The 21,097-nt window shown below is 64.9% G+C and carries 16 protein-coding genes and 1 riboswitch; of the genes, 13 read left to right on the top strand and 3 right to left on the bottom strand.

Annotated elements, in window-relative coordinates:
* The first annotated feature begins 73 nt into the window (after positions 1-73).
* The 4 genes from dut to AC4D1W_RS14350 all read left to right on the top strand — a co-directional run bounded on the left by dut (position 74) and on the right by AC4D1W_RS14350 (position 2,447).
* On the top strand, positions 74-553 hold the full coding sequence (gene dut, locus AC4D1W_RS14365) for a dUTP diphosphatase (protein ID WP_490899174.1): 480 nt from the start codon (positions 74-76) through the stop codon (positions 551-553).
* A gap of 55 nt (positions 554-608) precedes the next feature.
* Positions 609-1,370 (top strand): DUF3710 domain-containing protein, encoded by a 762-nt coding sequence (locus AC4D1W_RS14360; RefSeq protein ID WP_490899173.1) that lies wholly within the window; start codon positions 609-611, stop codon positions 1,368-1,370.
* On the top strand, positions 1,363-1,713 hold the full coding sequence (locus AC4D1W_RS14355) for a hypothetical protein (RefSeq protein WP_490899172.1): 351 nt from the start codon (positions 1,363-1,365) through the stop codon (positions 1,711-1,713). The genes AC4D1W_RS14360 and AC4D1W_RS14355 overlap by 8 nt, the downstream gene beginning before the upstream one ends.
* A 71-nt stretch (positions 1,714-1,784) precedes the next feature.
* Positions 1,785-2,447, top strand: coding sequence for a DUF3159 domain-containing protein (locus tag AC4D1W_RS14350; RefSeq protein WP_490892480.1), 663 nt, complete (start codon positions 1,785-1,787; stop codon positions 2,445-2,447).
* Positions 2,448-2,453: 6 nt separating this feature from the next.
* On the opposite strand, the gene AC4D1W_RS14345 is transcribed toward AC4D1W_RS14350, so the two are convergent.
* Both AC4D1W_RS14345 and AC4D1W_RS14340 read right to left on the bottom strand, forming a co-directional pair.
* Entirely contained in the window at positions 2,454-3,116 is a 663-nt protein-coding gene (locus tag AC4D1W_RS14345; RefSeq protein WP_490892360.1) for a potassium channel family protein, read from the bottom strand.
* Positions 3,113-3,787, bottom strand: a complete 675-nt coding sequence (locus AC4D1W_RS14340) for a potassium channel family protein (RefSeq protein WP_490892359.1) — start codon at positions 3,785-3,787, stop codon at positions 3,113-3,115. The genes AC4D1W_RS14345 and AC4D1W_RS14340 overlap by 4 nt, the downstream gene beginning before the upstream one ends.
* An 83-nt stretch (positions 3,788-3,870) precedes the next feature.
* Between AC4D1W_RS14340 and AC4D1W_RS14335 the strand changes: the two genes are divergently transcribed.
* The 4 genes from AC4D1W_RS14335 (at position 3,871) to dxs (ending at position 12,272) form a co-directional block, all read left to right on the top strand.
* Complete coding sequence (locus AC4D1W_RS14335; protein WP_490892358.1) at positions 3,871-5,847, top strand: APC family permease; 1,977 nt, start codon at positions 3,871-3,873, stop codon at positions 5,845-5,847.
* On the top strand, positions 5,844-7,148 hold the full coding sequence (locus tag AC4D1W_RS14330) for a class I SAM-dependent RNA methyltransferase (RefSeq protein WP_490899171.1): 1,305 nt from the start codon (positions 5,844-5,846) through the stop codon (positions 7,146-7,148). The genes AC4D1W_RS14335 and AC4D1W_RS14330 overlap by 4 nt, the downstream gene beginning before the upstream one ends.
* 173 nt (positions 7,149-7,321) lie before the next feature.
* A complete protein-coding gene (acnA, locus tag AC4D1W_RS14325) occupies positions 7,322-10,129 on the top strand; it encodes an aconitate hydratase AcnA (RefSeq protein ID WP_490892356.1) in 2,808 nt (935 codons plus the stop codon).
* A gap of 169 nt (positions 10,130-10,298) precedes the next feature.
* Entirely contained in the window at positions 10,299-12,272 is a 1,974-nt protein-coding gene (gene dxs, locus AC4D1W_RS14320) for a 1-deoxy-D-xylulose-5-phosphate synthase (RefSeq protein ID WP_490899170.1), read from the top strand.
* Positions 12,273-12,293: 21 nt separating this feature from the next.
* Here dxs and AC4D1W_RS14315 read toward each other — a convergent pair whose 3' ends face one another.
* Positions 12,294-12,932: a vitamin K epoxide reductase family protein gene (locus AC4D1W_RS14315; RefSeq protein WP_490899169.1), complete on the bottom strand. Its 639-nt coding sequence runs from the start codon at positions 12,930-12,932 to the stop codon at positions 12,294-12,296.
* A gap of 322 nt (positions 12,933-13,254) precedes the next feature.
* Here AC4D1W_RS14315 and AC4D1W_RS14310 point away from each other — a divergent pair, with 322 nt between their 5' ends.
* The 5 genes from AC4D1W_RS14310 (at position 13,255) to obgE (ending at position 21,056) form a co-directional block, all read left to right on the top strand.
* Positions 13,255-16,722 carry an Rne/Rng family ribonuclease gene (locus tag AC4D1W_RS14310; RefSeq protein WP_490899168.1) on the top strand — a complete coding sequence of 1,156 codons (3,468 nt, stop codon included), beginning with the start codon at positions 13,255-13,257 and terminating at the stop codon, positions 16,720-16,722.
* 109 nt (positions 16,723-16,831) lie between these two features.
* Positions 16,832-16,947, top strand: a riboswitch (TPP riboswitch).
* On the top strand, positions 16,939-18,549 hold the full coding sequence (locus tag AC4D1W_RS14305; RefSeq protein ID WP_490892352.1) for a bifunctional hydroxymethylpyrimidine kinase/phosphomethylpyrimidine kinase: 1,611 nt from the start codon (positions 16,939-16,941) through the stop codon (positions 18,547-18,549). Its footprint overlaps the riboswitch before it by 9 nt.
* Before the next feature lie 151 nt (positions 18,550-18,700).
* Entirely contained in the window at positions 18,701-19,009 is a 309-nt protein-coding gene (gene rplU / locus AC4D1W_RS14300) for a 50S ribosomal protein L21 (protein ID WP_299165252.1), read from the top strand.
* A gap of 56 nt (positions 19,010-19,065) precedes the next feature.
* On the top strand, positions 19,066-19,326 hold the full coding sequence (gene rpmA, locus AC4D1W_RS14295; RefSeq protein ID WP_026545518.1) for a 50S ribosomal protein L27: 261 nt from the start codon (positions 19,066-19,068) through the stop codon (positions 19,324-19,326).
* Between the two features lie 131 nt (positions 19,327-19,457).
* Positions 19,458-21,056, top strand: a complete 1,599-nt coding sequence (gene obgE / locus AC4D1W_RS14290; RefSeq protein ID WP_490892351.1) for a GTPase ObgE — start codon at positions 19,458-19,460, stop codon at positions 21,054-21,056.
* The last annotated feature ends 41 nt before the right edge of the window (positions 21,057-21,097 follow it).

Here is a 21,097-nt window from a genome sequence, read left to right as displayed (position 1 = left end):
CGCACTTTCGGCGCTTCGCGCCGTTGGGCGGCGCACGCCAGGCCCGCCATCAGAAAACCGTGCAGGAGAAGACATGCTTGATACCGCTGAAGCATTGTCCGTACAGATCAAAATGCTCGACGACGGCCTGGAACCCCCTGCCTACGCGCACCCGGGGGATGCGGGCGCAGACCTTCGCACCCGCATCGACTTCGAACTGAAGCCCGGAGAGCGCGCACTGGTTCCCACCGGCGTCTCGCTCGCCCTGCCGCCCGGTTACGCAGCATTTGTCCATCCCCGATCCGGGCTGGCAGCGAAGCACGGGATCACCGTCGTCAATGCCCCCGGCACCGTTGACGCGGGCTACCGGGGGGAGATCGCCGTGACGCTCCTCAACACCGACGCCTCCACTCCGTTGTCCTTCCGCAGGGGCGACCGGATCGCCCAGTTGGTCATCCAGAAGGTGGAGTACGCAACGTTCGTGGCTGTGGATGAGCTGCCCAGCTCAGTACGCGGAGCCGGTGGATTCGGGTCAACCGGAGGATTTGCTCCCACCGCCGGTTCAACACGCTGAAGCAATCGACTGGCAGCGACAGGCTGCCGATGACCATTGAAGGAGGAACCCGACCATGATCTTCGGGCGCCGCAAGAAGAAGAATGAATCAGACACAAGTTCAAGCACGGCATCGAGCCCCGCTGAAGAGGCTGAGGACGTCCGCGAAGAATCCGAGGCCACCGATGCTCCGGCTGAGGACCAGACGGCGGCCGGCCGTGAAGCAACAGGCCCGTTCGATGACTCGGAGAAAGAAACAGCCGAGGGCTATATCGACCTGGGCGCGCTGCGCATTGCTGCTGCCGAAAACTTATCGCTGCGCCTCGAGGTCGAGGAACGGACCAAACGGGTTATCGCGGTCACGCTGGACATCAAGGGCTCCAACCTGCAGCTCCAGGCATTCGCCGCTCCCCGTTCCGAAGGGCTCTGGGATGAGATCCGGGGACAGATCGCGGCATCCGTAGGCTCGCAGGGCGGAACCGTTGCCGAGCGCCAGGGCGAGTTCGGGACCGAACTGATCGCCAAGCTCCCGGCACAGACGCCCGACGGCCGTGCCGGATTCCGCGTCGCCAGGTTCGTGGGCGTGGACGGGCCACGCTGGTTCCTCCGCGGCGTCTTCGGGGGCCCGGCTGCCGTGGATCCTACCGTAGCAGAGCCAATGGAGCAGCTCTTCCGGAACGTCGTGGTGGTTCGCGGAGACCATCCGCTGCCTCCACGTGAACTGCTGCCGCTCAGGCTGCCGAAGGATGCCGCAGCCCAGAAGCAGCAGGCCGAACAGCCCAAGGCGACACCGGATGACCCGCTGCAGCGAGGTCCCGAGATTACCCACATTGGCTGACCAGGGTCCACCCAGCTATCCGGCAGGGTCGCAGGTCCCGCTGCCGAGTCGCGGACGGTTTGCCGGCAACGGCTTCGTCGAGCGGGTGACTATCCTGCCCCGCACTGCTGCGCCGCACTTCTCGGCAATGGTGGCCGTGCACTCCGATCGCTCCACCACCGGCCATCGAGCCGCACAGGCGGACAGCCGTGTCCAGCTCGTGTGGACCGGTCAGCGCAGGATACCCGGCATCGACCCCGGAATTTCGCTCGCTTTCGAGGGGATGGTCAGCATCGTCGATGGAATCCCCACTATTCACAACCCGCGGTACGAGATCATCGGCCGTCCTGAGGAGTCACCGTGAACCAACCCGCTGAGGACCGTCCCTGCAGTGATGCGTCTGACAAGCACGACGAGCCCGCCGCGGACCAGGGTATGGGAGCCATCGCGGGTCAGTATGCGGCGAAGGCCGGAGTCCGTCAGGACGAAAGCGGGCGCATTGACGTGCTGCAGTCGATCGGAGGTGTACGCGGGCTGGCGGAGAGCATTCTGCCCGGCCTGCTCTTCACGGTCGTCTTCACCATCCTGCGGGACCTGCAGTTGTCACTGATCGTTGCCCTGGCAGTCTCCGCCGTGTTCACGGTCATCCGCCTGCTGACCAAGACGCCCCTTACGCAGGCCCTGTCGGGATTGGTCGGCGTAGGTATTTGTGCATTCGTAGCCAACCGGACTGGCAATGCGCAGGACTTCTTTCTTCCCGGGTTCTTCACCAACGCCGCCTATATCGTGGGGATGGTCATTTCCATCGCTGTCCGTTGGCCGCTGGCGGGCCTGCTCTTCGGCTTCATCCGCGGCGAGGGCACGGACTGGCGCAAGCACGCACCGAGGGTTCGGGCGTACTCGATCGCCACCTGGCTGATCATCACCGTGCTGGCACTGCGGCTCATCGTCCAGGTACCGCTGTACCTTGCCGACAACATCGCAGCGCTCGGCGCCACCCGGGTTGCCATGGGCGTCCCGCTCTACGCGCTCGGACTCTGGTTCGCCTGGCTGGTATCCCGGCCGGCGCTCGAAAAGCAGCAGCACCCTCCGGCCTAATTTGCTCTAGGAAACAGGCCGGAGCGCCGAACGCAGTGCGTCCTCGGCTGCAATGGTCGCTACGAAGAACAGCTCATCGCCGGCTTCAACGACATCATCGGGGCTCGGGGTAATTGGTGTGTCGTCGCGGAGGATCGCCACCGCCGTGCAGTCCGCCGGAAGCTCGATCGATCCCAGCAGTCGCCCGATGAGAGGTGAATCCTGCGCCACAGTGAACTCGACGATGGCTGACACTCCCGTGCGGAGCGTCAGCAGACGCACGAGGTCGCCGATCTCAACTGCTTCCTCCACGAGGGCGGTCATGAGGCGCGGTGTGTTCACAGCAACGTCCACGCCCCAGGAGTCATCGAACATCCAGTCGTTCTTCGGGTTGTTGACCCGCCCAACGGTGCGTCCCACGCCGAACTCGCTCTTGGCGAGCAGTGACACCACGAGATTCACCTTGTCGTCACCCGTGGCGGAAACGACGACGTCGGCCTCCTCCAGTTTGGCGTCCTTCAAGGTGGTGAGTTCGCAGGCGTCGCCGATCAGCCAGCGCGCGCCCTTCAGCCCGCTGCGGCCCACTGCCTCGGGCTTCTCGTCGATCAACAGGATGTCGTGGTTGTTGGACAGCAGTTCCCGGGCGATCGATGACCCGACACTTCCCGCCCCCGCGATGACGACCTTCATTCCTGCTCCTCCGGCGGCTGCTTGGACAGCACCCGCGCCACTTCGTCCGTTGCGGCGGTTTCCATCATGGCGTGGACCACGTCGCCTTCCTGGTAACTGGTACCTCTGCCCGGCAGCATCCCCTCGCCGAAGCGGGTGAGATAGGCGACGCGGACACCCGCCGCGGCCTCAATCTCCTTGATCGACCGTCCGAGCCACCCTTCGTGGAGCGCAAGCTCCCCGAGGATCAGCCGCCCGGAGGACTCACGGAAGTCCCCGTTGATGCTCTGTTCGGGGAGGATCCGGCGCAGTACCTGGTCCGCGCTCCAGCGGACCGCCGCCACGGTGGGTATGCCGAGCCGCTGGTAGATCTCGGCACGTCCGGGGTCATAGATTCTCGCAACTACGTGCGGTACGTGGAAGATCTCGCGGGCAACGCGCGTGGCGAGGATATTGGAGTTGTCTCCGCTGGAGACGGCGGCAAAGGCGTAGGCACTCTCGATATCGGCGTTCTTCAGCGTGTCCCGGTCGAACCCTACGCCCGTCACCTTGCGGCCGCCGAACGAGCCCCGCAACCTGCGGAAGGCGCGATCATCCTGGTCGATGATCGCCACGCTGTGGCCTGATTCGTCCAACGTGTGCGCCAGGCTGGCTCCGACGCGGCCGCAGCCCATGATTACGAAATGCGCCACTGCGCCACCCCTGGTTGTCTACTGCTGATTATGTTCCAAGCGTAGTGGAGGGAGGACAGTACAAACGCGCTAGTCTGTGGGCTGTGCTGACTTTCTTTGACGCCGCCAAGCGGGTGCTGGTGGGCAAGCCGTTCCGCAATGACCGGCTTCGGCATGGAAAGCTGCCCAAGAGGATCGCCATGCCGCTGTTTTCGACCAGTGCGCTCTCCTCGGCCGCCTACTCACCGGACGAAATTCTCCTCACCCTCGCGCTGGCCGGCGTGGCCGCTGTTGCCGTATCGCCCTGGGTGGGCCTTGCCGTCATTGTGGTCCTGCTGGTGGTTATCGCGTCCTACCGTCAGTCGGTCCACGCGTATCCATCCGGCGGGGGTGACTATGAGATCGCCCGGCGCAATCTGGGCGACGGCGCGGGCGTAACAGTGGCCGCGGCGCTCATGGTGGACTACGTCCTCACTGTCGCGGTTTCAGTTTCGGCCGGCGCCCACTACGTGATTTCTCTGGCGCCGGGGCTGGCAGGCACGCAGAGCGCCCTGGCGGTGGGCGCCGTCGTCGTCCTGGTGCTTGTGAACCTGCGCGGATTCACGCGCGACGCGCGCGTCCTGGCCGTGCCGTCCTATGTCTTCATGGGCGCCATCCTGGCGCTTTGCACAGCCGGCATTGTGCAGCGTCTCACCGGGACGCTCGGTGAGGCGCCCAGCGCGCGCTTCGAGATCATCCCGGACCCCGCCTTCGAGAGCGGGCTGGTGGGGCTTGCCGGCGCGCTGCTCATCCTGCGTGCATTCTCCTCCGGCGCAGCGGCGCTGACCGGCGTCGAAGCCCCGAGTGCCAACGTGCCGAGCTTTGAAGCGCCACGCAGCAGGAACGCGGCAAGCACCCTGCTCATCCTGGGCGTGGTCGCGTCGCTGATGACAGCTGGAGTGATCTACCTGGCGAACGCCACGCGTGTGCACGTGGTGCAGAACCCGTCCGAGCAGCTGCTGCTCAACGGTGAGCCTGTGGGGGAGTCCTACGTCCAGAATCCGGTCATCAGCCAGCTCGCCCGGACCATTTTCGACGGGGGAAGCCTGCCGTTCATCGTCGTTGTCGCGGCGACTGCGCTCATCCTGCTGCTGGCGGCGCACGGTGCATTCAACGGCTTCCCCGTACTGGCATCGATCCTCGCCAGGGACGGGTACCTTCCACGCCAACTGCGTACCCGCGGGGACCGTCTCACCTTCAGCAACGGCATCATGGCACTTGGCCTTGGTGCGATCCTGCTGATTCTCGTGTTCCGGGCTGATGTCACGCAGCTGGTGCAGCTATACATCGTGGGTGTCTTCGTGTCCTTCACCGCAACCCAGCTTGCCTTGATCAAGCACTGGAGCCGCGAGCTGCGCAGCACCGTCGACAAGAAGCGCCGCTGGCGGATGAACAAATCCCGTGCCATCAACTCGATCGGATTCGTGCTCACAGCCGCCGTACTCGTGGTGGTGCTTGTGACCAAGTTCGAGTTCGGTGCCTGGATCGCGGTACTGGCCATGGCTGTGCTGTTCGTGGTCATGTTCAGCATCAAGGCCCACTACGACAAGGTCGCCCGCGAATTGGCCATCGACGATGCGGCTTCGGCGCGCGCCCTTCCCTCGCGCGTCCACGCCGTCATCCTCGTCTCGCACGTGCGCAAGCCCGTGCTGCGCGCGCTCGCCTTCGCACGCGCCTCCCGCCCCTCGAGACTCGACGCGGTCGTGGTCGACGTCGACCCGGAGGAGACCAGACGCACGCTGGAAGACTGGGACCGCCTCGAGGTACCGGTGCCGATCACCGTCCTCGCTTCTCCCTACCGCGACACAATCCAGCCGATCATGGACTACATCCAGTCCATGCGGCGGGATTCACCGCGCGACCTCATCGTTGTCTACATCCCCGAATACGTCGTCGGAAAGTGGTGGGAACAGCTGGTCCACAACCAGACGGCGCTGCGCATCAAGACCCGGCTGCATTTCGAACCGGGGGTTATGGTGGCAAGCGTGCCATGGCAGTTGGCCTCTTCCGAAGCAGCCCGAAAATTCCAGGACCTCAGGTGACCCAGACTCCAGAACTACTCGAACTGACCATCGGACCGCCCGCGCACGGCGGGCACTGCGTTGCCCGGCACGAGGGCAGGGTGATCTTCGTGCGCCACGCGCTGCCGGGCGAAGTCGTGAAGGCCCGCCTGACCGAGCACGACGACGGCGCCCGCTTCTGGCGCGCGGACGCCACCGAGGTGGTGCAGCCCTCGCCGGACCGGGTGAACCACCCGTGGCCGCTCGCGGATGCTGTCCTCGCCGGAATGCGCGGCACCCGGCCCGTCGGCGGGGCGGAGTTCGGCCACATTGACCTGCCTGCCCAGCGCCGCCTGAAGGCCGACATCTTTTCCGAGCAGCTTGCGCGTCTGGGCAAGGTTGACCGTCCGGTCACGGTGGAACCCGTTCCGGATGAGACTCCCGATGGACTCGGGTGGCGTACCCGCGTTGGATTCGCCGTCGATCCCGACGGGCACCTTGCCATGCACGAGCACCGTTCGGCCGTGCTGATTCCTGTGGCTGACATGCCGCTGGCCGTTCCGGCGATCAACGAACTCGCCCTGTGGAACCTGGACTTCAGCGGGGTGGATGGTGTCGAGGTCGCAGCGGGCTCCGGTGATGATGAGCCGCTGGTGCTGCTGAAGACCCAGCAGGATCCACCAGGCCGCGAGATCCGCGCGTTGGCCGACGGGATCGAGGGCGCCTCGGTGGCGACCTGGAACCCGGAATCGGGGTCCGTTACCCGGCTGCGCGGCCGTACGTGGGTCCGCGAAGTCGTGGGAGCCCATAGCTTCCGGGTAACGGGGGAGGGGTTCTGGCAAATCCATCGCAGTGCGCCACGGGTCCTGACCGGGGCAGTGCTGGAGGGCCTCGATCCCGCACCCGGTGAGCGGGTGGCGGACCTGTACGCCGGCGCCGGACTGTTCACCGCTGCCCTTGCCGAACGTGTGGGGGAGACAGGTTCGGTACTCTCCGTTGAAGGTTCTACTGCGGCCAGCCGCGATGCACGGAGGAACCTCCACGGTCAGGCGCACGTGGACATTGTGCAGGGGAAGGTAGAGAAGGTGCTGCGTGAGCGCAGGCCGCACTTCGACGCGGTCGTGCTTGACCCGCCCCGGGCGGGAGCCGGAAAGGACACTGTCCGGGCAATCACCGGGACCGGCGCAAAGGCCGTGGTGTACGTATCCTGCGATCCGGCATCTTTCGCCCGGGACGTCGCGTACCTCGCGACGTCGGGATGGCAGCTTGACTCCCTGCGCGTCTTCGACCTGTATCCCCATACCCACCACATGGAGTCAGTGGCGGTGCTCCGTCCGGTGTGAGCGCCCCGGGCTGCCCACAAACGGATAGGATGAAAAAGGTTGTTCCGGGTGGACTTCGCAGCGAACACGTACCTGCGAAACCGATACCTGCTCCTGCCGGAGTATTAGGTGCTCCTAACTAGCAGCTCGCGCCCGCCGGAACAAGGATAGAAGACGGCGAGAGGAGTCCTGACATGAGTAGTGTGGACAGCTTCGGTTCCAAAGGCGTACTAGACGTCGCCGGTGCCGAATATGAGATTTTCCGGTTGAACGCAGTTGAAGGCGCCGAGAGCCTTCCGTACAGCCTCAAGGTTCTGCTCGAGAACCTGCTGCGCACCGAGGACGGCGCAAACATCACTGCGGATCACATTCGCGCCCTCGCGAACTGGGACGCCGACGCCCAGCCGAACACAGAAATCCAGTTCACCCCGGCGCGCGTCCTCATGCAGGACTTCACCGGTGTGCCCTGCGTTGTGGACCTGGCGACCATGCGGGAAGCCGTGAAGGAGCTGGGCGGAGACCCGGCACGCGTGAACCCGCTGGCACCCGCGGAGATGGTGATTGACCACTCCGTGCAGATTGACGTCTTCGGTAACTCGGATGCCATCCAGCGCAACATGGAGATCGAATACGAGCGCAACGGTGAGCGTTACCAGTTCCTGCGTTGGGGCCAGACCGCCTTCGACGACTTCAAGGTTGTTCCGCCCGGAACCGGCATTGTGCACCAGGTCAACATCGAGTACCTGGCCCGCACCATCATGACGCGCGAGGTAGACACCGAAACCGGCACAGTGCTGCGCGCCTATCCTGACACCTGCGTCGGCACCGACTCACACACCACCATGGTCAACGGTCTGGGTGTACTGGGCTGGGGCGTTGGCGGCATTGAGGCCGAGGCAGCGATGCTGGGACAGCCCGTATCGATGCTGATCCCGCGCGTTGTGGGCTTCAAGCTCACCGGCGCAATCCCGGCTGGTGCAACGGCAACCGACGTCGTCCTGACCATCACCGAGATGCTGCGCAAGCACGGCGTCGTCGGGAAGTTTGTGGAGTTCTACGGCGAGGGTGTCGCAGAAGTTCCGCTCGCGAACCGCGCCACCATCGGCAACATGAGCCCGGAGTTCGGCTCGACGGCAGCAATGTTCCCCATCGACGACGTCACGCTCGAATACCTGCGCCTCACCGGGCGTTCGGAAGAGAGCGTCGCGCTGGTGGAGTCCTACACGAAGGAACAGGGCCTCTGGCATGATCCCTCGCGCGAGATCCGCTTCTCCGAGTACATCGAGCTCGACCTGTCCACGGTTGTTCCGTCCATCGCAGGTCCCAAGCGCCCCCAGGACCGCATCGCGCTGACCAACGCCAAGGAGCAGTTCCGCAAGGACATCCACAACTACACCGGCCACGGTGACGAGGCGGCGCTGGACGAGGCCCTGGAGGAATCCTTCCCCGCCTCTGATGTGCCGGCCATGACCTCCACCCTGAAGCACTCCGCTGCGGCATCGGCAAGCGGACGTCCGTCCAAACCGGTCAATGTGAAAATGGCCGATGGCCGCGAGTTCGTACTGGACCACGGTGCGGTGAGCATCGCGTCGATCACCTCGTGCACCAACACCTCGAACCCCTCGGTAATGCTGGCGGCAGCACTGCTTGCACGCAACGCGGTCGAAAAGGGCCTCACCTCCCAGCCTTGGGTCAAGACGTCTGTTGCTCCCGGTTCGAAGGTTGTCACTGACTACTACGACAAGTCCGGACTCACTCCCTACCTGGAGAAGCTCGGATTCTTCATCGTCGGGTATGGCTGCGCTACCTGCATCGGTAACTCGGGCCCGCTTGAGGAGGAAATCTCCCACGCAATCCAGAACAATGACCTCTCGGTCGCTGCAGTGCTTTCGGGCAACCGCAACTTCGAGGGCCGGATCAACCCCGACGTGAAGATGAACTACCTCGCGTCGCCGCCGCTGGTGATTGCGTACGCTCTCGCCGGGACCATGGACTTTGACTTCGAGAACGATGCCCTCGGACAGGATGAGTCGGGCAACGACATCTTCCTCCGGGACATCTGGCCGAGCCCCACCGAAGTCCAGCAGGTCATCGACTCCTCCATCGACGAGGCCATGTTCGCCAAGGGTTACGAGGGCGTGTTTGACGGCGATGAGCGCTGGAAGGCCCTGGATACTCCCGAGGGTGACACCTTTGCCTGGAACAGCGATTCCACCTACGTGCGCAAGCCCCCGTACTTCGAGGGCATGCAGGCGCAGCCGGAGCCGGTTTCCAACATTGAAGGAGCCCGCGTCCTCGCCAGGCTCGGCGATTCCGTCACCACCGACCACATCAGCCCCGCAGGCTCGTTCAAGTCCGACAGCCCGGCCGGCCGCTACCTCCTCGAGCACGGTGTCGCCCGGAAGGACTTCAACTCCTACGGATCCCGCCGAGGCAACCACGAGGTCATGATCCGCGGCACCTTCGCGAACATCCGGCTGCGCAACACGCTGTTGGACGGCGTTGAGGGCGGCTTCACCCGCGACTTCACCCAGACCGGCGGCCCGCAGGCGTACATCTATGACGCCGCCATGAACTACCAGGCCGCAGGAACGCCGCTCGTGGTCCTCGCCGGCAAGGAGTACGGTTCGGGATCATCCCGTGACTGGGCTGCCAAGGGAACCGCGCTGCTCGGTGTCAAGGCGGTCATCGCCGAAAGCTACGAGCGTATCCACCGGTCGAACCTGATTGGTATGGGCGTGCTCCCGCTGCAGTTCCCGGCCGGGCAGAACGCCGCAACGCTTGGGCTTACCGGTACCGAAACGTTCTCCATCGAGGGTGTCACGGAGCTCAACAATGGCAACACCCCGGCAACCGTCAAGGTGACCGCCACTCCGGAAGAGGAAGGCAACCCCGTGACGTTCGACGCAGTTCTGCGCATCGACACGCCGGGTGAAGCCGACTACTACCGCAACGGCGGCATCCTGCAGTACGTGCTGCGCCAGCTGGCAGCAGCGTCCTAACCGAGTGCTCCGCCAGAACACGCCGTCTCCGGTAACGGAGGCGGCGTGTTCTGTGTTGAGCGGGCGGCGCGGTCACGGCGGGGCACGGAGTGACGGCGGGCCACGTTAGAGTTAACGGCGAGTGAGCACGCATAGGTGTCGCAGATCACAAGTATCAGAAGGAGGCGCGATGGGACTCCTTGAGACCATCCACAGCCCACAAGACCTCACCAGGTTGTCAGGACAGCAGCTTTCCCGTCTGGCTGCGGAGATCCGAGCCTTCCTCATCCGCACTGTCTCTCGTACGGGCGGCCATCTCGGCCCGAACCTTGGTGTCGTCGAACTGACGATCGCCATTCACCGTGTGTTTGACTCCCCGCGCGACAGCATCGTTTTCGACACCGGCCACCAGTCTTACGTACACAAGCTCCTCACAGGCCGCCAGGACTTCGACTCCCTCCGGCAGCAGGGCGGACTTTCGGGCTACCCCTCCCGTGCTGAATCAGTGCACGACGTCGTTGAGAGCTCACATGCCTCGTCCTCGCTGTCCTGGGCGGATGGAATCTCCCGCGCGCGGTTGCTGAACGGCGAGGAGGACCGCTCCGCCGTCGTTCTCATTGGTGACGGTGCGCTCACCGGTGGCATGGCGTGGGAGGCCATCAACAACATTGCGGCGGACAAGCGGCGCCGCGTCGTCATCGTCGTGAATGACAATGGGCGTTCCTACGCGCCCACCATCGGCGGCGTGGCCGATTATCTCGCTTCCCTCCGTCCTACCCTCGACTCCGTCCGTACTCACCGCGTGTATGAGGGCACTCTGGACTGGTGGAAGCGGAAACTGCAGAACGGCGGGCCCGTCGGACGCTTCGCCTACAAGAGCCTGCACGCAACCAAGAAAGGCGTGAAGGACTGGTGGGCGCCCCAGGGCCTCTTTGAGGACCTGGGCATGAAGTACATCGGCCCGATCAACGGCCATGACCTCGCGGCGGTGGAGAATGCGCTGAACCACGCCAAGAACTACGGTGGCCCGGTCATTGTCCACGCCATCACCGAGAAGGGCCACGGGTACGCACCAGCCCGGGCGCACGAGGCAGACCAGTTCCACGCAGTCGGAATCATCGATCCCGAGACGGGCGAGCCGATCGGCGCCGGGGGCCTGCAGTCATGGACGTCGGTGTTCGCCGAGGAGATCGCGGCCATTGCCGATGAGCGGAAGGACATTGTCGGAATCACCGGCGCCATGCTCATTCCGGTTGGACTCCACAAGTTCGCGGCAAAGCATCCGGACCGCGTGTTCGACGTCGGCATCGCCGAACAGCATGCGCTCACCAGTGCCGCCGGCATGGCATTCGGCGGTCTGCATCCGGTGGTCGCGTTGTACGCCACCTTCCTGAACCGTGCGTTCGATCAGCTCCTGATGGACGTCGCCCTCCACAAGGCGGGCGTGACTCTCGTTCTGGACCGCTCCGGCGTGACCGGCCCGGACGGCGCGTCCCACCACGGCATGTGGGATCTCTCGATGCTCCAGATCGTTCCCGGGCTGCATCTGGCCGCGCCGCGCGACGCAACCCGGCTTCGGGAGGAGCTCCGTGAGGCCGTTGCCATCAGCGACGCGCCATCGGTGGTGCGTTACTCAAAGGGAAATGTCGGCGTTGAGGTTGAGGCCGTCGAGCGGCTTTCCGACGGTGTGGATGTCCTTTGCCGCAGGCCGGCAGGCTCACGCCAGAACGATGTCCTCATTGTCAGCGTCGGTGCCATGAGTGAAATGGCGCTCGATGTGTCTAACAGGCTGGGAGCACAGGGGATCAGCTCCACCGTCATCGATCCCCGGTGGGTGCTGCCCGTGGCCCGCTCGGTCATTCAGATGGCTGCAGAGCACCGCATCGTCGTCGTTATCGAGGACGGGGTGCGTGCCGGTGGTGTCGGTTCGCGAATCCGCCAGGAGATGCGGTCGGCGGGCGTCGACACGGCGCTCAACGAGGTGGGCCTGCCGGTCGAGTTCCTGGATCATGGTTCGCGCAGTGAAGTGATGGAGCGGGTTGGACTGACGGCCCGCAAGGTCGCGCAGGACATCGTCGAGCAGGTGCTCGGCACCAAGGTTCCTGTGGCCCGTCCGCTGCCCGGCGAGGTGCCCTCGGCTACGGGGCAGCTGCCCAAGCTCTGATCACTCGCCCGGCCCGGCGTCTCAGCCGAGGAATGCCCGGGAGAAGCTGAAGAACACCGACGCCGCGGCCCCCACCAGGAGAAGCGCGGTCAGCGGCCATGCCCATTCTGCAAGGAAGCGGCGGACGCCCGCCGGAACCGGAATATCTCCCTTGATGACGTTTCGCGCCGTGAGCAGGACGGTAAGCACGATCATGACCGCCCACACTGCCATGCAGTACAGGCAGAGGATATGGATTGCGAACAGTGCCTGGCTCCACAGCCACGCAACGAACACGAAACCGAGGCTCACTCCGGCCTGAAGTCCGCGCCAGTACCAGCGGGCCGGACGCGCGCCTGAGAACAGGACCATCGCCGTCGTCAGGATCACCGGGAAAGCGACGATGCCGATGAGCGGGTTCGGGAAGCCGAACAGTGCTGCCTGCCAGGTGCGGAAGACCTCACCGCAGGAGACGAACGGGCTGATATCGCAGGAGGTCACGTAGCTGGGGTCCTGGTACAGGGCAAGTCGCTCGAGAACCAGCTGGCCCGAGGCCAGGAAGCCGACGACGCCGCATACCGCCATCACCCAGGCCATACCCCGATCTGTGGCGAAGGCGGGCACGCTGCTTTCCCTCAGGCTGTCGGAGCCGGTTCGGCCGGCCCGGGAACCCTTGTCCATGTACCCTCCTGTGGTCACCCACCAGCGAGTCTAACGGCCGGTACAGCGGGCGGTGATGGGCATGTGAGACAATGAACGTGGCTGGCGCAGGAACCACATTCCGGCGCCGGTCCAGTGACAGGCTTCCGGTTCTTCCGGCGACGCTCCTGCGGATTTGGCACTTCCATGGTGAACCCCGCAGAATCCGCCGGGTAGAACCCGCGCTGGTTTTCAGCGATCGGCAGGAAAAGCGCCACTGGTCTTCGAGTGATGCCGCGCCCCATGGTTGGCGCGACCTCGGACGGCACAATAACGACTTCCGGGTGACGCGAGCATCAGCGCCGTGGACATCCGACCAATCGCCTCGGGGCGCCGGAATGTGGACGGGGTTCCCGAGGGTGGAGCACAGCCGAATATGGATACAAACGCATCAGACACCTCCGAGGTCCTGACGGATGCAGTGGAGCAAGAAGCACCTGCACGCAAGGCGGCGCGTACGCGCCGCAAGAAGGTCGACGACGTTGTAGTCGAGAGCCCGGGAGCGTCACCCGAACCTGGGGATGCCGAGAACGCCCCGCAGCCAGTGCGCCGCCGCACCAATCGTCGGGCAACGCAGCCCGAGGCCACTGTGCCCGAGTCGCCGACCCAACCTCCGTCGGTCGGAACAGACCCGGCCGTGGTAGCCGCGCCGGTTCCTTCCGGAGATGCCGGCGCCGCTGAAGCCGGACAGCCGGTGGGGGATGATGCCCCGGCGGGGCGCAAGCCCGCACGCGCCCGGCGCACCCGCAAATCTCCCGCCGCAGACAGCACCGAGCCGGTTGCAGAGCCGGTTGCAGAGGTTCCCGCTACTGACGAAACCGCAGCCGGGGAAGCCGCACCGGAACGCCCTGTCCGACGCCGTCGTGTGAGCACCAAAGCCGCAACGACTCAGGACGCCGTTGGCGAGCTGGCAGCAACCGAACCGGTGCCAACCGAGCCGGCAGTATCGGAGTCCGCAGTATCGGAGTCCGCAGGAACGGACGCTGAGTCCGTCGATGCTCCTGTCGAGACCGTCTCCGAAGAAGAGCCCCGACGTTCCCGCTCGACACGTTCGCGTAACCGTCGGGGAACGCGCGGCCCCGAGCAGGCGCCCGATGCAGCCGAAATGACCAGTGGCGAGGCAGACAGTGCAGCAGCCGGTGTCGAGGGTGGCTCGCACGCTCCCGGCAGCGACCGGAGTGCCGCAGCCGGCTCCCCGCTGGCCGCTGAGGAAGAGGCTTCCACTAGCGACGAAGCGGATGACCGGCGCGGACTGGACCCGTTCGCGGTTCCGGACTCGCCGGTTTCGCTGCTTTTCCACGCCCCCGACCTCACAGCCGTCGTGCCGCGGACTACACCCAAGACCACCCCCGAGGCCGAGCCGGAAGATGAAACCGAAGGTGACGACGACGGTGGACGCGGGCGTCGTCGGAATCGGCGCAGCCGGAGCCGCAACCGGTCCGCTGAGGGCGAAGGCGCAGAGTCCGAGCCGCGGACGCAGGGTCCCGCCGAATCCGACGAGGAGAGCGAGTCGGTGACCTCCCGCCGTCGCCGCCGTCGCCGCCGCGGTGAAGAGGACCTTGAACTGACCGGCGGCTCGGACGATGATCCGCCAAACACCATCACTCGGGTCCGCGCGCCCCGGCAGAGCCAGGAAGCGCCGTCGGACCGCGTCACCAGCGTGAAGGGCTCCACGCGCCTCGAAGCCAAGAAGCAGCGTCGTCGTGAGTCACGGGATTCGGGCAGGCGTCGTCATGTCATCACCGAAGCGGAGTTCCTTGCCCGCCGCGAGTCCGTCGACCGCCAGATGGTGGTCCGGCAGCGCGACGACAGGATCCAGATCGGCGTCATGGAGGACGGTGTCCTCGCTGAGCACTTCGTGTCCAAGACCCAGCAGGATTCGCTGATCGGCAACGTATACCTCGGCAAGGTGCAGAACGTCCTGCCCAGCATGGAGGCAGCGTTCATCGATATCGGGCGCGGACGCAATGCCGTGTTGTACGCCGGCGAGGTCAATTGGGACGCAGCAGGCCTGGACGGCCAGCCGCGGCGCATCGAACTTGCGCTGAAGTCGGGCGACTCGGTGCTGGTACAGGTCACCAAGGACCCGGTGGGCCACAAGGGCGCACGCCTGACCAGCCAGATCTCACTGCCCGGGCGCTACCTGGTGTACGTGCCGGGCGGTTCGATGACCGGCATCTCCCGGAAGCTTCCCGACGTCGAACGCAACCGGCTCAAGCGGATCCTCAAGGACCGCCTGCCCGAGAACGCCGGGGTCATCGTGCGCACGGCGGCCGAGGGTGCCAGCGAAGAGGAACTGACCCACGACATCAACCGCCTTCGCTCGCAGTGGGAAACGATCGAGGGCAAGGCGAAGTCGACCAAGACCCTCGCTCCGGAACTCCTCTACGGAGAGCCGGACCTCACCATCAAGGTGGTCAGGGACGTCTTCAACGAGGACTTCTCCAAGCTGATCGTTTCCGGCGAGGAGGCATGGGACACCATCGAGGCGTACGTCATGTACGTTGCTCCCGACCTCGTGGGCAGGCTTGAGAAGTGGACCAAGGACGAGGACATCTTCGCTGCACGGCGCATCGATGAACAGATCCACAAGGCGTTGGACCGCAAGGTGTTCCTGCCTTCGGGCGGCTCACTGGTGATCGACCGGACCGAAGCCATGACCGTGGTAGACGTGAACACGGGCAAATTCACCGGCAGCGGCGGCAACCTTGAGGAAACCGTCACCAAGAACAACCTCGAAGCAGCCGAGGAAGTTGTCCGGCAGCTTCGGTTGCGGGACATCGGCGGCATCATTGTCATCGACTTCATCGACATGGTGCTCGAAGCGAACCGCGACCTCGTGTTGCGGCGGCTCGTGGAGTGCCTGGGACGTGACCGCACCAAGCACCAGGTCGCCGAGGTCACCTCGCTCGGCCTTGTCCAGATGACGCGTAAGCGCATGGGAACCGGCTTGCTTGAGGTGTTCGGCGAGAATTGCGAGCACTGTGGCGGTCGCGGCGTCGTCACCCACGAGGAGCCGGTGGAGCACCGCAGGCACGTCGTTTCGCCGGAGAACCACCAGCAGCACCTGCGGCAGGAGAAGATGTCCCGCAGCGAGCGCAAGCGGCGGGCGAAGAGCCAGCCGGTGGAGGAACACGTTCCCGCGCCGGAACAGAAGCCCGACGACGCTGAACGCCAGGCCCGCGCTGAAGCTGCCCGGGCAGCCCTCGCGAATATTGCCGCCGCTACCCACGCCGCGCATGAGCACGATCACGAGCTCGAGAACCACCCGATGGGTGAAGCGCTGGCGCCCGGCGCGGTGTTGACGATTAACGGCGAGCAGGTGGTCCTGCCGCGCGCGGAAAACGCACCCGTTTCGATTCGACCGGAGCCGCGGCTGACTCTGGAAAGCCTGACGGAGGCCTTCGACCGCTTCCCGGCCGGCGATGAGACTGAGCCCGCCGCTCCGGCCCCGGAGGAGCCTGTGAAGGTCGACGGCGTGCCCGTCGATCCCGTAAGGGAAGCTACCTCCGGTCCGGACGCGGCGAAGCAGAACGTCGCCGCAGCGGACGGTGCGGCGCCCTCGTCCGGGCGTCGTGCCCGGCGGCACCGTGCTGCCAGCAGCGCGCAGGGCTCGGCCGCGAACGCCACGATCGAAAGAGCCGCCGGTGAGGCCAGCGCGCCGTCAACCGGAACGCAGTACGTTGCGCGGGCCGGGAAGCCTGCACCGAAGACACAGCAGTCGGAAGAGCCGATGATCCTCGGAGTCGGAGTCCCCGCCTCAGAGCTCTAGGTCTTCCTCTAATGCGCAGAACACGCCGTTCCCCCCACCAGGGAGCGGCGTGTTTCGTTATGCCTGTGGTCTTCCATGACCCGCGCCCGCACCGCAGGGTAGGCTGGGACGTAGTGACACGCGGTGCCCGGTCCGGGCTGAGATGAAACGCGTTGAACCTGATCTAGAGATGGCCGCCGGACAGGCGGCCTTTGGCCTAGCGGAGGGATGTCGCGGATGAGTATTCGCACGCTCGTGGAACCTGTAGAACACAACGAACCATTGTCGGCGGTAGCTCGGGTGCGGATCATTCCGCGCGTGCTGAGCATAGCCGGTACTGACCCCACCGGAGGCGCCGGCATTCAGGCGGACCTGAAAAGCATTGGCGCGCAGGGCGGGTACGGCATGGCCGTTGTTACCTCACTCGTCGCCCAGAACACCCGGGGAGTGCGCAGCGTGCACACCCCGCCGCCGGCCTTCCTGGAAGAGCAGCTGACCGCTGTCAGCGACGATGTTGCCATCGACGCGGTGAAGATCGGCATGCTCGGTGACGTGGAGACCATCCGGACGGTTCGCCGGTGGCTGCCGCGGGCGTCCGGCGCCGTCGTCGTCCTCGACCCGGTCATGGTGGCAACGAGCGGGGACCGGCTTCTGGCTCCGGATGCCGAAGACGAGCTGCGCGCCCTGGTGCCGCTGGCGGACCTCGTGACTCCCAACCTGCCCGAGCTCGCAGTCCTGCTGAACGAGCCGGTTGCCGCGAGCTGGGAAGCTGCCCTGGAGCAGGGTAAACGCCTCGCAGCGTCCGCAGGCACCTCGGTGCTGGTCAAGGGAGGTCACCTCGAGAGCGGGGCGGGGGATGAGTCTGGCGACTCGGCGTGCCCCGATGCGCTCGTTGGCCCGTCCGCCGACGGCAGCACCGTCACTGTGGTGGGCGGCACCCGCATCAACACGCGGAACACGCACGGCACCGGCTGCTCGCTGTCCGCGGCACTGGCTACAGTCCAGGTGCAAACCCGGGACTGGCACCAGTCACTGCTCATCGTGAAGAGATGGCTTCGGGGCGCGCTCGAACGCGCGGATGAACTCAACGTAGGGGAGGGCAACGGGCCGATCCACCACTTCCACGAGTTCGTGCCGGCCCGGACTTCGAACACTCCGGGGACCGCGCAGGACACGCGCCCCTTCAGTGAGCAGGTGTGGGAGCTCACTTCCCGCCATCGTTCAGCAATCGACACGCTGGGCTTCGTGAGTGCTCTCGGGGACGGGACCCTGCCCGACGATCAATTCGCCTACTACCTGGCACAGGATGCTCTTTACCTGAGGGATTACTCCCGCGTGCTCTCCAGGGCCAGCTCCCTTGCACCCACCGAAGCTGAACAGCTCTTCTGGGCAGGCTCCGCGCTGAACTGCCTTGAGGTGGAGTCCGAACTCCATCGGACGTGGCTCTCCGGGCGGGAATTGCCGACGAAGCAGGGTCCGGTGACCAAAGCGTACGTGGACCACCTTTTGGCAGCCTCCGCCAACGCCGGCTACGCGGTCCTCGTGGCGGCGGTACTGCCGTGCTTCTGGCTCTACGCGCACGTCGGCACCGCCCTCCACGCACAGTGGAGCGACTCGGGAGCCAGTACGGAGCACCCCTACGCTGAATGGATTCGGACGTACGCCGATCCCGCGTTCGCTGAGGCCACTGCGCGTGCGATTGCCTTCGCAGACGCCGCTTTCGCCCGTGCATCGACCGCAGACAAAGCGGCGATGATCGACGCTTTCGAAGCCTCGGCCTGGTACGAGCATGAGTTCTTCGACGCGCCGACTCGCCTTGATTTGCGGGAATCCGCGAAATTGCCGTAATCTTGATCTTCGGTGCTGCGCCCTCGTATGACTATTTTGGGGCGTGACTGTGCCGTGAGTGCACAAGCACCCCTCCGGCTGCGCTATCAACAGCGTATGGTCCCGGAACAGTATGCAAACAGTTAGATCGTCGAGAGAAGTGAGTTCCCAAGTGGTGTACGCGATTGTCCGCGCAGGCGGCCGCCAAGAAAAGGTTTCCGTGGGAGACCTCGTTACCCTTGACCGCGTCCCCGGTGAGGCCGGCAGCAGCTTCCAGCTGCCTGCTCTCCTTCTGGTAGACGGCGACAAGGTGACTTCAGCAGCACAGGACCTGGCAAAGGTAACTGTCACTGCCGAAATCGTTGAGAATCTTCGGGGCCCGAAGATTGTTATCCAGAAGTTCAAGAACAAGACCGGATACAAGAAGCGCCAGGGTCACCGTTCAGAGCTCACCAAGGTCAAGATCACGGGCATCAAGTAGCCCTCACCGGTTACTCGATCCATAGATTCTGTTTCAGAAAAAGGCAGGCATAACAGATGGCACATAAGAAGGGTGCGAGTTCCACTCGCAACGGTCGCGACTCCAACGCCCAGTACCTCGGCGTGAAGCGCTTCGGCGGACAGGTCGTCAAGGCAGGCGAAATCATCGTCCGCCAGCGCGGAACCCACTTCCACCCCGGCGCCAACGTTGGCCGTGGCGGCGATGACACGCTTTTCGCGCTGGAAGCCGGTGCCGTTGAATTTGGCACCCGCCGCGGGCGTCGTGTTGTGAACATCGTGGGTGCGGCTGCCGAGTAGTACTCGCAACCGCACACCATAGCAGCGTTATACAAAAGCACTAGGGTGGGGTGAGCCAGACCGGCTCACCCCACTTTCTTTTAAGCCGGATAAAATCGGCATTGATGTGAGATTCTCAAGAGGAGTACACCGTGGCAAGCTTCGTTGACCGGGTAGTTCTGCACGTCTCGGGCGGCACCGGCGGACACGGGTGCGTCTCGGTCAAGCGGGAAAAATTCAAGCCGCTGGGCGGGCCCGACGGCGGAAACGGCGGTGACGGCGGAGCCGTCATCCTGCGCGTCGACCCGCAGACAACCACCCTCCTGGACTATCACCACGCCCCGCACCGGCACGCCACCAACGGTGGAAACGGTATGGGCGACTGGCGTGAGGGCCGTAAGGGCGAAACGCTTATCCTTCCCGTTCCGGACGGCACGGTCGTCAAGACGCGTGACGGCGAGGTGCTCGCTGACCTGGTCGGCGAGGGGACCGAGTTCGTCGCCGCAGCCGGGGGACAGGGCGGCCTGGGCAACTCGTCGCTGTCGTCGCAGAAGCGCAAGGCCCCCGGTTTTGCACTCCTGGGCATTCCGGGTGATGCCCGTGACGTCGTCCTGGAACTGAAGTCGATCGCTGACATCGCACTTGTCGGATTCCCGTCGGCGGGCAAGTCCAGCCTGATCGCTGCCATGTCCGCTGCCCGGCCGAAGATCGCGGATTACCCCTTCACTACCCTTCGCCCGAACCTGGGCGTCGTGGAGGCCGGCGACGTCCGCTTCACCATCGCCGATGTTCCCGGACTCATCGAGGGAGCAAGCGAAGGCAGGGGTCTGGGACACGACTTCCTCCGCCACGTCGAGCGTTGCGCCGCCCTCGTGCACGTGCTGGACTGCGCCGCGCTTGAGACTGACAGGGACCCCCTGCGGGATCTCGAGATCATCGAAAGTGAACTTGATCGCTACGCCGTCGATATGAGTTACGCCGGTCCCGGCGGCGAGGTTGTGCCCCTCAACCAGCGTCCCCGCCTCGTGGCTCTGAACAAGGTCGACGTGCCTGACGGTCGCGACATGGCCGAGTTTGTGCGCCCTGAACTCGAATCCCGCGGGTACCGGGTGTTCGAGGTGTCCGCTGCGAGCCATGAAGGGCTCCGGCAGCTCGGATTCGCCATGGCCGAGATTGTGCGCGATGCCCGTGTGAAGCTCGAGTCCGCGCCGCCGGTTGTCACGCCCGCGGTCCTCCGCCCCCGTGCAGTCAACGAAAAGGGATTCGTGATCCGGCGAGAGGAAAAGAACCTCGAACCGCTCTTCCGTGTCCTGGGAGAGAAGCCTGAGCGCTGGGTCAAGCAGACCGACTTCACAAATGACGAGGCCGTTGGCTACCTTGCCGATCGGCTCGCTAAGTTGGGTGTTGAGGAACAGCTCTTTAAGAGCGGTGCCAAGCCCGGCGACACCGTGGTGATCGGCGAAGGCGACGGCGTCGTCTTTGACTGGGAGCCCACCATGATGGGGGGTGCTGAACTTTTGGCATCACCCCGCGGCACCGACATCCGTCTCGCGGAGTTTGTGCGTCCCACACGTGACCAGAAGCGTGAGGATCACCAGACCCGTAAGGACGCCCGGGCTGCCGCGCGCGCTGAGCTCGAGGCGGAGAGGAAGGCCGGCATCTGGACTGAGTCTGTCAACTACAAGAACTCCGGCCCCAAGCCCGCGGGTAGTGACGGCGGCGCTGATGGCGACCCTGACGACGGAGCCTGACACACCGCCTGACCTTAGACAATAGAAACCGACAGAAGGAA

The organism is Arthrobacter sp. TJ-170, assembly GCF_058269305.1.
This window is presented reverse-complemented; position numbering and strand designations above follow the sequence as displayed.

Coding starts and splice junctions, on each gene's coding strand:
- dut (WP_490899174.1), top strand. CDS start 74: ATGCTTGATACCGCTGAAGCATTGTCCGTACAGATCAAAATGCTCGAC.
- AC4D1W_RS14360 (WP_490899173.1), top strand. CDS start 609: ATGATCTTCGGGCGCCGCAAGAAGAAGAATGAATCAGACACAAGTTCA.
- AC4D1W_RS14350 (WP_490892480.1), top strand. CDS start 1,785: ATGGGAGCCATCGCGGGTCAGTATGCGGCGAAGGCCGGAGTCCGTCAG.
- AC4D1W_RS14345 (WP_490892360.1), bottom strand. CDS start 3,116: ATGAAGGTCGTCATCGCGGGGGCGGGAAGTGTCGGGTCATCGATCGCC.
- acnA (WP_490892356.1), top strand. CDS start 7,322: ATGAGTAGTGTGGACAGCTTCGGTTCCAAAGGCGTACTAGACGTCGCC.
- dxs (WP_490899170.1), top strand. CDS start 10,299: ATGGGACTCCTTGAGACCATCCACAGCCCACAAGACCTCACCAGGTTG.
- AC4D1W_RS14315 (WP_490899169.1), bottom strand. CDS start 12,932: ATGGACAAGGGTTCCCGGGCCGGCCGAACCGGCTCCGACAGCCTGAGG.
- AC4D1W_RS14305 (WP_490892352.1), top strand. CDS start 16,939: ATGAGTATTCGCACGCTCGTGGAACCTGTAGAACACAACGAACCATTG.
- rpmA (WP_026545518.1), top strand. CDS start 19,066: ATGGCACATAAGAAGGGTGCGAGTTCCACTCGCAACGGTCGCGACTCC.